Source organism: Nostoc sp. T09 (assembly GCF_002154695.1).
Lineage (GTDB): Bacteria > Cyanobacteriota > Cyanobacteriia > Cyanobacteriales > Nostocaceae > Aulosira.
Genome location: NZ_MTAV01000121.1, coordinates 32,200 through 47,278, shown reverse-complemented (window position 1 = coordinate 47,278; position 15,079 = coordinate 32,200). Strand labels below are relative to the sequence as shown.

Genomic DNA, 15,079 nt, shown 5'->3' with positions numbered 1-15,079 from the left:
GGAGATTTTCTGCCTTTATAGAGAAAAATTAAGTGGTTAAAAACTTATTCCTTAGTTGAAGATGAGTACCAAGTTAACCAATTTAGGCTACAGACCGCATCCAGTCTCCAACATTTCCAAAGTAGAATTTAACCGCACTACAAATTTTTAAAGCTGCAAGCAATTCTTGAGCTAACTTAAAAATTGTGTGCAAATTTGTCTAAATATCTCAATTTCTTTATTTCGTCTCCATCCAATTCTCCCCAGCACGTACATCAACTACTAAAGGCACACTCAACTGCACGGCATTTTCCATGACTGATTTAATTTGTGGTTGCAACTCTTCCCACTCTGAGGGTGGAACTTCAAAGACTAATTCATCGTGAACTTGTAATAACAACCGCGCCTGATATTTACTCAAAACCTCATGCAGTCTTACCATTGCAATTTTGATAATATCGGCACTAGAACCTTGAATTGGTGCATTAGCTGCGGAGCGCAGTAAACCTGCATCGTAAGGACCTAAATTTTTTAATTTACTGAGGTTAATAGCTTCTGGATCGCTGCCTTTTAATTGCCGTAAACTATTGCTGGTAAACTCAACATAACGACGACGACCGAGAATTGTTTCTACATAACCTTGGGCGATCGCTTCTTTTTTTACACGCTCCAAATATGCAAATACTTTTGCATAGCGTTCGTTAAATCGCTTAATAAATTCGTTAGCAATGGCTTTATCTACGCCAGTTGAACGAGAAAACTTCAGAGAACCCATGCCATAAATCACACCAAAGTTAATGGTTTTTGCTAATCTACGTTCGTCTGATGTGACATCTTCTTTCTCAAATACTAACCTTGCTGTCACAGTGTGAATATCTTCATTTTGCTGATATGCTTGCACCAAAACTGGCTCTTCACTTAAATGAGCCAATATGCGTAACTCAATTTGCGAGTAATCAGCAGCCACCATTAACCAGCCCGGTTCTGGTAAAAATGCCTTACGAATTTGGCGGCTAAAAGCTGTCCGAATCGGAATATTTTGTAAATTTGGATTAGAAGAAGATAACCTACCAGTGGATGTTGCTGCTTGGTTGAAATCTGTATGGACTCTGTGAGTATCTGGACGTACTAATGCTGGTAATGCATCTACATAAGTAGACTTTAATTTAGACAGAGTACGATACTCAATGATGCCATCCACAAAACCAGTTTGATCAATTTCTTGGAGTTTCTCTAACGTCGCCGCATCTGTAGAGTAACCAGTTTGAATTTTTCGCGAATACTTAGTACTTAAACCTAATTTTTCAAACAATATATAGCTCAATTGTTTGGGAGAACCTAAGTTGAATTTTTCTCCAGCTATCTCAGTAGCTTGTTCTTCCAACTTGGCCAAATCTGTTTCTAATTGCTGTGAAAGTTCTTTGAGATAAGCTGAATTAATCCGAACACCTGTGTATTCCATTTCCGCTAAAACTTCTTCTAGCGGCTGTTCCACTTCCAACATTAGTTGATATAAAGCTGGAATTTTCTGTAGTTCCTCACGCAACTTTGGCACTAATCCAAATGTAGAATAGACATCCATACCGCAGTAATCTGCGACAGTAGCAATATCTAAGTCAGCAATAGTTTTGCCTTTAGGAACTAAATCTACATAACTTTTAGCAGTTAAACCCAGATATTTTTGAGCTAAATCACTCAAATTATGGCTACTATCTGGATTTAACAGGTAACTGGCTAGCATGGTATCAAATACCACTCCCGCCAATTTTATTCCTTGACACCTGAGAACTAAACGGTCAAACTTTGCATTTTGCAAAGCTTTGGGATAATCAGCACTTTCAAGAATTGGCCGTAATGCTGCTAGCACCAGATTTTGCTCTAGATTCTCCCCAGTTTTGTGACCAACAGGAATATAGGCTATTTCATCTGGTTTTGTTCCCCAGCAGCAACCAATACCCACTAAAGCAGCGTCTCGTGGTTCTAAATCTGTAGTTTCGGTATCCCAAGCGAAAGGTTGCTCTAGGTTGGTAAATTTTTGCAATAGGTTCACCAATTCGGTGAGTTTCGCTTCGGTATTAATAATTTGTGGTTGAATTGCTGAAGCTGGCTGTTTTGTAGCTGCTACTGCTGTATCAGCAGCGCTAAAGAACCACAAATCACCATCGTCATCGTCAGTGCTGAGTTGTGCTGCTGTTGTTGGTGCCGAAAGTTCTGCAACTTGTCCCCCAAATCTTTGTTGGAGTTCGTTGATTTGACCTAAGAAACGACTGAATTCTAATTTTTCTAAAATTGGTACGAGAACGTTTTGATCAAATCCTGTGAATTTACAATCTTCTAAATTTACTTCTAGCGGCACATCTAAAACTATTTTTGCCAAGTAGCGTGACTTTTCAGCATCTTCTTTACCTGTTGCGAGTTTTTTCTGAGTTGCTCCTTTAATTTCATCTAAATGGGCATAGATATTGTCTAAGGAACCGTAGGTATGAAGTAGCTGTACTGCTGTTTTTTCACCAATTCCCTTAACGCCAGGAATATTATCTGATTTGTCACCACAAAGGGCTTTAAAATCAACAATTTGTGTAGGTAAGACACCAAGCTTTTCTTGAACTTGTTCTGGTTCAAATTCTGTGATGCCACTTGTAGAGCGTTTCCAGGCATCTGGACTAAAATTAAGAACAGTGATTTGCTTTTCAAGATCGATGAGTTGAAATAAATCGCGATCGCCTGTGAGAATTTTCACTTTATATCCAGCCGCAGTGGCTAGCTGTGCTAAAGTTCCCAAAACATCATCTGCCTCATAGCCTGGAGCCGTAAAAATCGGCAGATTGAAGCCTGCGAGCAACTCATGGAGATTTTTCAAATCAGGTACAAAATCTTCTGGTGTACCTGGGCGATCAGCTTTATAGGTATCGTCGGCTTCATGACGGAAGGTTGGCAAGCCCAAATCAAAGGCTATAGCCATTGCTTGTGGCTGTTGTGTTGCCATGACTTCTAGCAGGCATTTGATGAAGCCAAAACAGACACTAGTGGGAATCCCCGTTTTTGTACGTAGCCCACCGTCTCGTCCTTTAGCAAAAGCAAAGTAGGAACGAAATGCTAGTGAGTGTCCATCTACGAGGATGAATGTGGGACGTGTTGCTGTTGTAGAAAAGGAAGTTTGGGACATAGCCTTATTTTAGCCAGAAGCTTACATCTCGGAACTAGGTAACAGCGACGCAGCTTCAGCATCATAATTATTACTAGTATTGCTGTGTACTGGTCAAAATACCCTACCGCAGTTTCTTACAAAGGGAAACCCTTCTCAGAACTACTTACTGTTTCAGTACTGAAGATCCGTAGTTATGAAAAGACTGTACAATTCTAACTTTTGACTTTCAAGCTAGCTCTACTCATGAAAGTTTAAACAAATAGCTTTTTAAGAGGGAAATAATTATTTTCCACTTTTTACTTCATAAAACATTCATATAAAATTAAGTATATTTAACAAAGCTAAAAGTAATATTTCAAAGTTAGAAATAGATGAGGAATATCGCAATCATAGTTTCAGAAAATAATCAGTCTATGAATTCCAAATTTTTCCAGGCTTTAGCTACTGCTACAACCTTCGCAGGTATTGTCGCTACAAGTGGAGTGGCTAATGCAGCTTCTCTCACTAGTTCAAGTTCCACAGGATTTGGGCTAACAAATATCATTGATTCACCTCTTAGTGTTCAAAAGTTTGATGCCTCTCTTGGTACGCTCAAGAGTGTAAAAATAGAATTTGCTGGGGACTTATTGGGAACAGCAAGATTTGAAAATCTTAGTCCCAGTTCAACTCCAGTAACAGTCAATCTTGCTAGTAACCTAGGCTTAAAACTAAATAATCAGTCTTTGTTTGCTCTCAATCCCCAAAATTCCTTTAATTACCAAGTTGGTGCATCTGACGGCACTCTAGATTTTGGCGGAACTTCTGGACAAAGTGTTACGGGATTGTCAGCTTCACAATCTGATACAAAAACCTATACTGATAGCCAATTTTTGCAGTCTTTTATTGGTGGTGGTAACCTGGAATTCTTATTCTCAGCTTTAGCCCAATCAGGGGTTACAGGATCAGGTAACATGATTTCCTCCATCACCACAGAAGCCAAAGCAGCTATAAAAGTCACGTATGACTATGATGAATTGAAGTCTGTACCTGAACCATCTGCTGCTCTTGGGCTTGGCTTAATTGCAGGAATTGGTATGTTGTCAAAAAGCAAGAAAACCCGACTCAAGATGTCAACTTTTTAGACCTTCTGTCAATGGCGGAGTTTACGTTGTCGCCAGAGAAATTAACAAGTTGATGCTATCGTTAGTCATTGCAAATGATGACATAATAGCTGATATATACTACCAGTTTTATATTGGTTAAGTATTACTGTTTTTGCAGATGTTTTTGACAGTTGGCTATATATAGAACCCGGATTTCAATTAATCCGGGTTTTTGCCTGTTTATCAAACAACATAAACTGCTGTTTTGAAATCAAAAATGGTATAACCTCTTACTGGGAGTTCAAAACTTGGGGAATTCATGAATAAAGCAGCTGCTACTCATTTTGCATCAACTGGCAATCCAGCAATAGCTACAGAAGAAATTAAACTACTGGTTTTAGATATAGACGGCACAATTTCAGGAAAGTCTAACACTATTAGCAAACCCGTAAAGCAAGCGATCGCCGCAGCACAAGCGCGAGGAATTCAAGTAGCGATCGCTACTGGTAGAATGTATCGTTCAGCTTTGCGCTTTCACCAAGAAATTAGCTCTGTTTTACCCTTAGCAGCATATCAGGGAGCCTGGATTCAAGACCCAGCTACTCAGAAGATTCATCGCCATTTGACTGTTTCTAGAGAGATTGCATCCCAGTTACTAGACTATTTTGAACAACCACAGTTGCGATCGCTCTTATCTGTTCATTTCTATATCAACGACCAACTTTATGTGCGGGAATTAACAAGAGAAACCAAAATCTACGCAGAACGTTCTGGCATCACCGCGATTCCTGTAGGTGATTTGCGCCAAGCTTTAAATCATGAACCAACAAAAGTTCTGGCTTTGTGTGATGACACCGATGTGATCGACAAGATATTAGGAAATTTGCGCCGCCAATATACACCTGCTGAACTTTACCTGACAACATCTGTTGCCACCTTTTTTGAAGCGACTAACGCCTCTGTAAACAAAGGAACTGCTGTGCGTTATCTAGCAGAAGAACTATTGGGATTGCAAAGTACTAACGTTATGACTATTGGTGATAACTTCAATGATTTAGAAATGCTAGAGTATGCTGGCGTTGGTATAGCTATGGGGAATGCGCCAGCAGCAGTGCAAGCGATCGCTCAATGGGTAGCTCCTACTGTAGAGGAAGATGGAGCCGCAGTAGCAATTGAACAATTTTTACTATCTTAGGGCTGATCCAAACAATTTGCCCTATATAAAATCAGAAAGGACACCGACGACTGGCCGTGTTTCGTCTCGGTGCCCCTGCTGGTTCGCTCCTCACACACCTGATAATATAGCCGATGTGATTAATTGAGTCAATAGATGTTATATAAATTTATATTTCTTTCCTCAGAGGGTTTACTGAGAAATAACATGCTAATAAAGACTACTTTACTTATAACTCTAAAGGAGCAAAAACCCCTAGTTTGTCTTTGAGTAACAGCCTTAATACAGACTGAGTAGCCATGACCAATCCCAGTCTTGCTTGTGCTAGTAGTGGGGATGTAATTTTTATCTTGCCCCAAATGCGGCACTCGCTCCAGAAATTTTCAAAAGCTTGACTCAAATCCAGCGCGGCTTTTTCCCAATTAACTGCACTGCCAAAAGTCTTGCACTCTAAATCATCCACCACCTGCACTAACTCACCAATCAAACGACTTTCAGCTGGGTGATTTAGGCGAAGTTTTGCATCACTGCTGAGCCAAGGTATGGGCTGAGGTAAGCAGATACTCCAAAAAGCTGGCTCGGAAATGCTAAGTAGTGGTTGTTGCTGCTCAAAACTTATTTCTGTGCCTGAAAGCACTTCCTTGAGTTTAATTAGTTCTTCTCGGTGAGCCTGCTGCAATAGCGAGCAGCAGCGGGCATGAGCGTATTGCACAGTAAACAAGTGCTGTGGATTTTTAATTGTAAGATTATTTGTTCTACCTTGATCCCGCCCTCCCAACAAACTTCCCACAGCAAGATTTTGTAACCAAGCCGCTAAGATTGGGTGAGTCAATTCTAAATGAATCCAGCCTGGGGGAACAATTTGGATGCTAAAAACGTCCCCACAAGTCGCCGATAAGTCTGAGGCTATCTCATTAGCTATAATCAGAGCTTGTTGATTCTGAGATTTTTCTAACCGCAGGGCTATACCAGAAATATATAAAATCCTTTTTGCATCTCTAGCTTTATATAGAGGAAATTTTCTGTCTTTTATGCATAGCATTTCTGGCTGACAGGTATAAACACTTGGGAACTTAATTATGCGGCTGTATATTAACTGCTTAGTTGCTGTGTATTTACTAACTAGTAGCTGAAAATGCACGTAGTTATTGATGAAGACAGCCTCATCCCCAATTTGTTGATTTTCTGTCATCTATCTAAAGTTATAAGTTTCTTCTAGATAAAGAAAAATGAGAGTAGAATAAAATTTGATGAATATTCAATGAATAGTGGGTAAACTTTACTACCATCATTGTACAGTAAGAAGTATAACAAAAAGAGTAGAGAGTTATTTGCTTTCTATTCTTTGGATGGCTGGCGCTTTTAGGCGTTAAGCCTATCTCGCCAACACAAAGACACTCCTTGCACCTTTTTATGACGTCTTTGTCTTCAGCCGAACGCTCTTTGTTACCTATGCAATCTCCATCCTCCTTTTCAGAGGCCTCACGTCCTTTTTTGACTTGGCAACGCATTCTTGATTGGGCTCAAGAACACTACCGCTGCCGCACCTTCAGCAAAGATGAGCGCATTCCAGCTCGACCTGGATTGCTATATTTGGTGCAAAGGGGTGCGATTCGTATGGTAGGAACCGCCCAAGTCAGCGCTACTGCCAGTCAACTAACATCTCGACGCATCAATAGAACTCCAGAAGAAGCTTTCTTGGGTTTTGTCGGAGCCGGACAACCGTTTGAAATTGTTGCTCAGTCACCTTTCACACTCCAGGCTTACGCCCATGTTGACCAAACTGCGGTGCTGTGGATGTACTGGCACGACTTGGATAACTGGCCTCACTTCCGTCGCGAAGTTATGGATGCTTTTAGATATCAGCACCAACGTAAGTTGCTGTGGCTGAGTGCTTTGGGACAACGGCGCACAATTGACCGACTCTTAGGATTCCTCACTTTGTTGATTGAGGAATATGGGGAGCCTGCAATGAGCGAAACCGATCCCGATGTTATCCGCGGCTATTGTCTGCCTTTCCCCCTGACCCATGCCCAAATTGGTAGTGCGATCGGTTCGACTCGTGTTACCGTTACCCGTTTAATGGGCAAGTTACGTCAACGTGGCTTAATTCTTACCCAAGGGGACAATCTAATTTGCTTACCCGCAGAGTCGATTAATAGAGCGAGCTAAAGTTCAGATCTGCTATCAATAGCAGGTGTCAGCGAATTTTGACGAACCCAGCCTGGGTAATCAGTTCCTGCCCCTGCTCAGTTAATAGTAAGTTGGCATAAGCAACACCTGCTTGCTGCTCGATTTGACCAGTCTGTTTGACCACCACAAACAGATTGCGTGTAATCGGGTATTTTCCAGATTGAAAAGCCTCAATGTTCAATTTGTTTCGTTTACCAGGACATTCATTCGGGAGGACAAATGGTTCTTGGTAGGGAGCAGTGTAATTCCCTTGCGTCCGCCCCAACGGCAAGGGTTTAATTGAGCATTGAGGAACCACCTCTGGGGCAGAAGCATAATAGATACCACCAGGACTACCAGCTAATTTTTGTAAAGCTTGGGTGGTTGTGGAGACCAATTCCACTTGCGATCCAAAAGGTTGACCACCCAATATGTCTTGGACAAAAAGTTCTACTGTGCCGCCATCGGTGATGCGGCGGGAATAAGGCTTGATTGGAATATTAGGACCACCCACTTGACTCCAATTATTAATTTTGCCAGTGTAAATAGACTTGATCTGGTCCAATGTCAACCCTGGGATATTTAGGCTAGGATTAACTGCTACTGCTAATCCATCAATTGCCACAGGAATTTGGTTGAGACTAAAGCCACGCTTCTGGGCACGGCTCAACTCTTGATCCAAAACTGGTCTGGAGGAATGAGCAAAGGCTAGTTGACCGTCGATGAGTGATTGTATACCAGTAGCAGAACCAGGAGTTGCTTTGCTGGGTTCTACATAACGCAAGCGAAACTCTGGGCGCACTGATGTAATTACTGAATCTACTGTGAATCGAATTGGTGCCCAAGATGTGCTGCCTCCGTAGTTAAATAATCCTGTAGGGACATTTTTTATAGAAATGAAGGTTTTACCGCTAAGTTTTTCTATTGAAGCTTGGGGGTTATTTGTGTTTGTAGAATTACTTTGATTGAGATTAAAGCCAGAATTTCTGGTAAACCACCAGAAGCCACCCGCTATTAGCCCAGCAGTGATTGCTAGAGACAAGATAAGAATAGGTATTTCATTTTTTTGGGACATAGCACATGAGCCTGTATGTCTTTTAAATACAAGTACTGACTACTTGAGAGTGTAGTTTAGATTACGGGTATTTTATTAGCGAATTCTGACAAATCCGGCTTTAACAATTAATTCCTGACCTTGAGTTGTCAGCAGCCAGTTAGCGTAAGCTTCTCCTGCTTGTTGATCGCTTTGTGCATTTTGTTTAATAATTACAAATAACCGTCTAGTGATTGGATATTCACCTTTTTGGAAAGCGGCTGCATTTATTTGATTACGCTGTTGCGGACAGTTTTGAAGGGGAATAAAAGGCTCTTTGTAAGGCGGAATTAGTTGATCGGATTTTCGTCCTAGTGGTAAGGGCTTAACAGTACATTGTCCAACGACTTCCGGGGCAGAGGCATAGTAAATTCCCCCGGGATTATTTGCAACTTCTTTTAAGGCTTGAGTTGTAGTCGGGATAAATTGTACATTGGTACTAAATTTTTCTCCTCCCATGATATTTTGATCAAAAAATTCGATCGTGCCTCCCTCCTCTAAACGCCGAGAATAAGGTGTAATCGCTAAATTAGGACCATTCACCTGTTGCCAGTTAGTCACCTTTCCCGTGTAAATATCTTTAAGTTGTACTAGAGTTAAACCCGGAATTTGAAGCTTGGGATTAACTGCGATCACAATCCCATCAATTGCCACAGGAATTTCTTTTAGTTGAAAGCCCCGTTGTTTTGCCTTCTGGTATTCCTCATCTTTAAGGGAGCGAGATGACTGGGAAAAAGCCAGCTGGTTATCTAAAAGCATTTTAATCCCCGTACCAGAACCAGGAGCACCAGTAGTGGGATCGGTGTAACGTAATTGATATTTAGTCCAAAGCTTTTGAATTTCTGGGTCTACTTCTTTGCGGATGGGGGCCCAAGTTGTACTACCCCCATAACTAAACAACCCTGAGGGAACATTTATTTTTTGGGTAAATGTGTCTTCATTTGGGCGGGATTGATTAATAGTCAAACTATTGATCACACCAGAATTGTTAGCCAACCACCAAAATACACCACCTACTAACCCTAGTGTAATCGCCAAAGTTAAAACCAAAACCCCAGTTTCATTAGTCCCGTTTTTTGGCGACATAGTTGTTATTTTGATTTTTATCTATAAACGCAATGTCCCATTTTGAGGTTTAGTCTAGGTTAAGACTAGGTTAATGATTTATCGTTACTAAACTTGGCAAAAAGTCCCACTTGTCAATTAGGACAGTCGCTCTAAGCAATCTTATTAAAAGGGGAGGGCTTAAAGAATCAGAGAAAGCAATTTATAAATCAGACGAAATAGTGCTGTTAATGCAATAGTTACTAAAGCTGCGGCAACTGCTAATACCAAAACTTGCTGAATGCTAAGTTCACCACGTAACAAGGGCACAAAAAAGATAATAGCAAGAGTAATTCCTGGAATAATTAATAAATCTAACTTTTCTATCCACCTTCTCGCTTGGGCAAAAATCAGTATTCCCAAAATCACAAATGAAATACTTAGAGTAACAATAGGGTTATGTAGCAGACTGAAACCAGCGATCGCGATTAATGCGCCTTCAAACCCACTAAAGGCGGCTCCTCCTAACAATTCCCATGTAGAAAAGGCTGGTATAATCGGTGGCGATGGTGAGGCAACAGGACTAGTACCTTGTATGACTGGTGGCGATGTAACCACATGAGGTCTAGATGGAATTTCTGTAGGTGGTACTAACTGTGGCGTATAAATTTCTCTCAATGCATCTAATACCTCTTGGGCTGACTGAAAGCGTTGATTTGCAGCCGAGAGGAGCATCTTGTCTAAAATATTAGCTAGGCGAGGATTAACAATAGCTTGTGCTCGCCAATTCCACTGGTTACTATAGCCATCAAATAACTTAGTTGCTTCTTGACCAGTTAGCAAGGTCAAAACAGTTACAGCCAGGGCATATAAATCTGTAGATGGGAAGACCTGATTTCCAGCCATCTGCTCAGGCGGTGCAAATCCCATAGAATAAATTCCTGTAGAAGACGTTGCAGGAGCATTTGTCACTTGCTTGACCGCACCAAAATCTAGCAGAAAGAGTTTGCCATCACGACGACGCATGATATTTGAGGGTTTAATATCTCTATGGATAATGCCTCTGTCATGAACAAACGTGAGTACCTTGAGAATTTCTTGTAGTACTTCTAAAATTTCTTGTTCAGAAAATCTACCTTTTGTAGCTAATTCTTCCTCAAGATTTTGCCCATTAATATATTCTTGTACTAAATAAAAAAACTGGTCCTGCTGTCCTGGATGCAAGCTGGGAATGGTCATTGGAAAGAAAGCAAATAAGTCAGGAATTTGCTCGTGTTCGTTTCCTATTTGTGCAAGAACTTCTGCTTCTCTTTCAAATAACTGCTGGGCTAATTGCAATTGAGTAGAAGTTAAATTCCCCGTAGGTTGAAACTGCTTAACTACGCATTGGCGCATTCCTGGAATCCGGCGATCGCGCGCTAAAAATGCGGCTCCAAACCCTCCCCTACCTAGGAGCTTGATTGGTACATATCGACCATCGAGCATTAGTGGCATTCCACAGGTAGTACAGTATTTTTGCTGGGCTGTTTTCAGCGTCGTATTATCATCTAAATCCGCAAAATAGTTTTGTGGACGCGGACAGCGTGGACGAGTGCAGTAAACTTCCATTTTAGTTATTCGTCAATAGTCCATAGTCAGGAGTCCATAGTTAGTAGTCCATCGTACAGCGCGGCGTATATAAATTTCCCCTACCTTGCAATTTCGGCGTCAGCCGCTTTAGTAGATGCTGACAAGCGGCAAGAGTAGAGTAAGTACTTTACATGTGCAACAGGCAAAAGCTTAGGATAAATTTCCTTTAACAGACATTTAACTGCCGTGCAGCAATAATAGTCTCTTTAACTAATGACTCATGACTCTTCGGGTACTCTACGAGAAGCCGCCCTCCGGGCGTCTACGCTAGTTGCTCATGGGGGAAACCACGTCACTTACTACCCTGCGGGTTCGCCGTTAGGCGTTCTCGTTCCCTCGTAAAGCCCTTCGGGCATAGCTGCGCTTACCGCGTTAGCATCTTTGCAGAAGAAGAAGGTTCCCACAGGGTAGATTAGCTGCCTTCCGGGCGTCTACAAGCCGGCAGAGCAACGGCAGTTGCTTCACAGAGGCAAGCTCACGCCAGTTTGCTCAGTCGGGAAACCCTTTCGGCAGTCGCTCCTACGCCGCTACCCTACGGGTACTCTGCGAGAACCCCTACGGGGAACGCCAGTTCACGCCAGTCGCTACCCTGCGGGAAGCCGCTTCCGGCGTCTACAAGTCTGGCGACCGAACGCGCTGGTTCCTTTATGCCGACGGCACTTCCTACAAGTCGGGGAACCCGCCCAACGGAGTGCCTCGGGAAACCCGTCCACCGGACTGGCTCACCGCTGCGCTAACACCACGCAACTGGCTCCGCAACGCACTGCCTCCCCAAGTTTGTGGCTTCCCAAGATAGCACTAGCTCACTAATGACTAATAACTAATAGACCAAAGGTTAACCGTCGTCAGTGGCGACTGGCGTCATTACATCCAATGTATTTACCATTAATTTTTTTTGCGACAGTTTTAACATGTTATGGTTCCAGCCAGGGGTAGCAAACTGGGGTAAAATTTCCTGGCTAAAAGCTTCTGCTGCCTTGGATCGATAACGATTTGGATTAAAAATCAGCCACAGTGTGCGCTTAACAACGACACCTTCAATAGGTGCACAGTGCAGCACGCCCATTTGCAACTCTTTAGCAATGGCGGAGGTGGAAACAAAAGCAGCCCCCAAACCAGATTGCACGGCATTTTTAATTGCTTCTATCGAATTCAATTCCATTTCGACTTTGAAACGTCGCGTATCAATTTCACAGCGTGCTAGTACTTGATCGATTACTTTGCGGATAGTCGATTGCGAATCTAGAGTGATGAATTGTAGTTTATAAAGGTCTTCTTTTTGGATAGTTTCGAGTTTGCTAAAGGGATGAAAGATCGGTAAAATCAGCACCAGCTCGTCTTCAGCGTAGGGAATCATTTCTAAAGATTCTGCTAATTCACCGGGAATTTCGCCGCCAATGATGGCTAAATCCACTTGTCCGTTAGCTACACTCCAAGCGGTTCGGCGAGTCGAGTGAACGTGTAATTGTACTGCCACATCGGGATATTTTTGTCTAAACATCCCGATCATTCTGGGCAACAGATAGGTGCCAGTGGTTTGAGAAGCACCGACAATCAAAGTGCCACCTTGGAGATTTTGTAAATCCTCAATAGCACGGCAGGTTTCCTGACACAGACTAAGAATTTTTTCCCCGTAACTCAGAAGTAGATGCCCAGCTTCTGTTAATTGTGCACGACGTCCTCCTCGATCAAATAAAGGGACATCCAGCTGCCGTTCTAAATTTTGCACTTGCAAGCTGACGGCAGGTTGGGAGACATAAAGACTATCAGCGGCGCGCTTGAAGCTCCCTTCTACGGCGATCGCTTTGAGAATACGTAACTGATCTAAAGTGAAAGGAAGGTCAGACATAGGCTAAACCCACAAACAAGAAAGGAGCGGCTTTGGCAAGAAATCAGCATTTCACACCCAGCGAGGTCGGCATGATTCATTGCATCTTAAACTTGGAAGCTTGACTCGAAAAAGACAGTAGCACAACATCTTGACTAAAGTCCCCGTTTAAATACTTTGTGGTATTGGTTGTACTGTACTAAGTTTTCTTTAATTTACTTCACTTACGTATAAGTATGATGCTGATTTCTTGGTTAACCCCCAGTCATTTTGTCATATTGGGGCTACAGTTAGTTTTTGCGATCGCTCACAGTGGGGGAGCTGCTTTACGTCCTTGGGCAGAAGAATACATTGGGCCAAGGCTTTATCGGATTTTATTTGCCTTAGTCAGCCTGCCGTTAGCTGTAGTATTAATTATTTACTTTTTTAATCACCGTTATGATGGCTTGCAACTTTGGCAGGTAAAAGATGTACCAGGTGTGCAGATTTTAGTTTGGGTGCTGTCAGCGATTTCCTTTTTATTTTTGTATCCTGCTACCTTCAATCTACTAGAAATTGCCGCCATTCAAAAGCCTCAGGTCTATCTTTACGAATCGGGAATTATCCGCATCACACGTCATCCCCAAATGGTAGGACAAATAATTTGGTGTGTTGCCCATACTCTTTGGCTAGGTACTTCCTTTACCCTGATTACCTCAATTGGGCTAGTGTTGCATCACTTGTTTGGTGTTTGGCACGGGGATCGCCGCCTGAGTCTACGCTATGGAGAAGCCTTTGAAATTGTTAAACAACGGACTTCAATTATTCCTTTTCGCGCAATTATAGAAGGTCGTCAATGTCTTAAATGGTCAGAATTTCTTCGCCCTGCCTATTTAGGAGTTGCCATATTTGTAGCTTTGCTTTGGTGGTCGCACCCCCTGTTATTGGCAGCAACTAGTAGGCTAACATGGTAGCTTTAGGCGATCCCCAATATCAGAAGATACTACTCAAATACATGAAAATCTCAACTTATCAATTGCTACCAAATCAATGTAGGATAAATTCAAATAGCTGTCAGTGGGGGTGGATGTAGTCGGTTGAAGAATTTATATTGGTAGTTGCTGGTAAATAACTTTTGCGCGGATAAATAGCAGATTCAACCTGAATTCCTAGGCAGCAGTGGCTATCAAGATTTGAAAATCCCAAAAAAGCCACCACTAATGTCGCGCTGGCTTTTTATCAGTGCCGCAAACAACGCGCTCAATTTTGATTAACTATCTGTGCCCTGAGAGCGTCTATCGACAGAAGTGGCTTGCCAACGCTAGCTGTTGATAGTTAGTTTGATATAAAAACCCTATAATTTTAGAGGCGTCATGGTGTTGTCGGTTAGTGAGCGGACATTTACTCAAGAAGTTTTAGAATCTCCTATTCCGGTTTTAGTGAATTTTGAAGCACCTTGGTGTGGCTTGTGCCGCATTATCCATCCCTTGTTGTTGCAATTTAAAGCCCAATGCGGGGAGCAAATTAAGTTAGTTGGGGTTAATGCTGACCAAAATTTTAAATTGTCTACTACATATCGACTAAAATCACTGCCTACTTTACTGTTAATTGAAAATGGCACTATCCAGTATCGTCTTGAGGGTTTTCGTGGTAGAGACGATTTACGTCTAGCTTTAGAAGACATCAAAGCTAGCTACAGCAATCGCTCTCAAACCTACAATAGCCAAAAAACAGTAGATTTAGGATGTCGATAGCCATAAAAAAGTCAAAAGTCAATACTCAATTTTGAGTATCTTCACTCTTGACGATTGACTATTAAGTATTACCTTACTAAAGCAAATCTAAAACCAAGCTTAACGCCCCACCCAAAGACCTCCGGGTGGGGTATTTTATGCTAAAGGGTGTATGTCACAATTATTAACAGTTCGACATAGACAGTTGCTTGAGGACG

Annotated in this window: 13 protein-coding genes; 7 read left to right on the top strand and 6 right to left on the bottom strand. The window is 42.0% G+C overall.

Annotated elements, in window-relative coordinates; translation table 11 throughout:
- Nucleotides 1-217 precede the first annotated feature (217 nt).
- Entirely contained in the window at nt 218-3,145 is a 2,928-nt protein-coding gene (gene polA, locus BV372_RS23235) for a DNA polymerase I (RefSeq protein WP_086688862.1), read from the bottom strand.
- 395 nt (nt 3,146-3,540) lie between these two features.
- On the opposite strand from polA, the gene BV372_RS23230 reads away from it, so the two are divergent.
- Both BV372_RS23230 and BV372_RS23225 read left to right on the top strand, forming a co-directional pair.
- Nucleotides 3,541-4,248, top strand: coding sequence for a choice-of-anchor E domain-containing protein (locus BV372_RS23230; RefSeq protein ID WP_086688861.1), 708 nt, complete (start codon nt 3,541-3,543; stop codon nt 4,246-4,248).
- Between the two features lie 280 nt (nt 4,249-4,528).
- On the top strand, nt 4,529-5,404 hold the full coding sequence (locus tag BV372_RS23225; protein ID WP_086688860.1) for a Cof-type HAD-IIB family hydrolase: 876 nt from the start codon (nt 4,529-4,531) through the stop codon (nt 5,402-5,404).
- A 208-nt stretch (nt 5,405-5,612) separates the two neighbouring features.
- Here BV372_RS23225 and BV372_RS23220 read toward each other — a convergent pair whose 3' ends face one another.
- On the bottom strand, nt 5,613-6,575 hold the full coding sequence (locus BV372_RS23220) for a DALR anticodon-binding domain-containing protein (RefSeq protein ID WP_143845251.1): 963 nt from the start codon (nt 6,573-6,575) through the stop codon (nt 5,613-5,615).
- Between the two features lie 221 nt (nt 6,576-6,796).
- Between BV372_RS23220 and BV372_RS23215 the strand changes: the two genes are divergently transcribed.
- Complete coding sequence (locus BV372_RS23215) at nt 6,797-7,555, top strand: Crp/Fnr family transcriptional regulator (protein ID WP_017654928.1); 759 nt, start codon at nt 6,797-6,799, stop codon at nt 7,553-7,555.
- Nucleotides 7,556-7,583: 28 nt separating this feature from the next.
- Here the strand turns inward: BV372_RS23215 and BV372_RS23210 are convergent, their stop codons facing one another.
- The 3 genes from BV372_RS23210 to BV372_RS23200 all read right to left on the bottom strand — a co-directional run bounded on the left by BV372_RS23210 (nt 7,584) and on the right by BV372_RS23200 (nt 11,300).
- The gene (locus BV372_RS23210; protein ID WP_086688859.1) at nt 7,584-8,630 is read right to left on the bottom strand and encodes a PstS family phosphate ABC transporter substrate-binding protein; all 1,047 of its coding nucleotides are present in this window, start codon (nt 8,628-8,630) and stop codon (nt 7,584-7,586) included.
- A 75-nt stretch (nt 8,631-8,705) separates the two neighbouring features.
- The gene (locus BV372_RS23205; protein WP_086688858.1) at nt 8,706-9,734 is read right to left on the bottom strand and encodes a PstS family phosphate ABC transporter substrate-binding protein; all 1,029 of its coding nucleotides are present in this window, start codon (nt 9,732-9,734) and stop codon (nt 8,706-8,708) included.
- Between the two features lie 159 nt (nt 9,735-9,893).
- Nucleotides 9,894-11,300, bottom strand: a complete 1,407-nt coding sequence (locus tag BV372_RS23200; protein ID WP_086688857.1) for a serine/threonine-protein kinase — start codon at nt 11,298-11,300, stop codon at nt 9,894-9,896.
- Nucleotides 11,301-11,534: 234 nt separating this feature from the next.
- Here BV372_RS23200 and BV372_RS37810 point away from each other — a divergent pair, with 234 nt between their 5' ends.
- Both BV372_RS37810 and BV372_RS35385 read left to right on the top strand, forming a co-directional pair.
- A complete protein-coding gene (locus BV372_RS37810) occupies nt 11,535-11,663 on the top strand; it encodes a hypothetical protein (RefSeq protein WP_256973413.1) in 129 nt (42 codons plus the stop codon).
- A 114-nt stretch (nt 11,664-11,777) separates the two neighbouring features.
- Complete coding sequence (locus tag BV372_RS35385) at nt 11,778-12,131, top strand: hypothetical protein (protein WP_143845249.1); 354 nt, start codon at nt 11,778-11,780, stop codon at nt 12,129-12,131.
- 25 nt (nt 12,132-12,156) lie between these two features.
- On the opposite strand, the gene BV372_RS23195 is transcribed toward BV372_RS35385, so the two are convergent.
- Entirely contained in the window at nt 12,157-13,170 is a 1,014-nt protein-coding gene (locus BV372_RS23195; protein ID WP_086688856.1) for a LysR family transcriptional regulator, read from the bottom strand.
- Between the two features lie 215 nt (nt 13,171-13,385).
- Here BV372_RS23195 and BV372_RS23190 point away from each other — a divergent pair, with 215 nt between their 5' ends.
- Complete coding sequence (locus tag BV372_RS23190; protein WP_179198201.1) at nt 13,386-14,102, top strand: NnrU family protein; 717 nt, start codon at nt 13,386-13,388, stop codon at nt 14,100-14,102.
- Nucleotides 14,103-14,501: 399 nt separating this feature from the next.
- Nucleotides 14,502-14,882 (top strand): co-chaperone YbbN, encoded by a 381-nt coding sequence (locus BV372_RS23185; RefSeq protein WP_086688855.1) that lies wholly within the window; start codon nt 14,502-14,504, stop codon nt 14,880-14,882.
- Nucleotides 14,883-15,079: the final 197 nt, after the last annotated feature.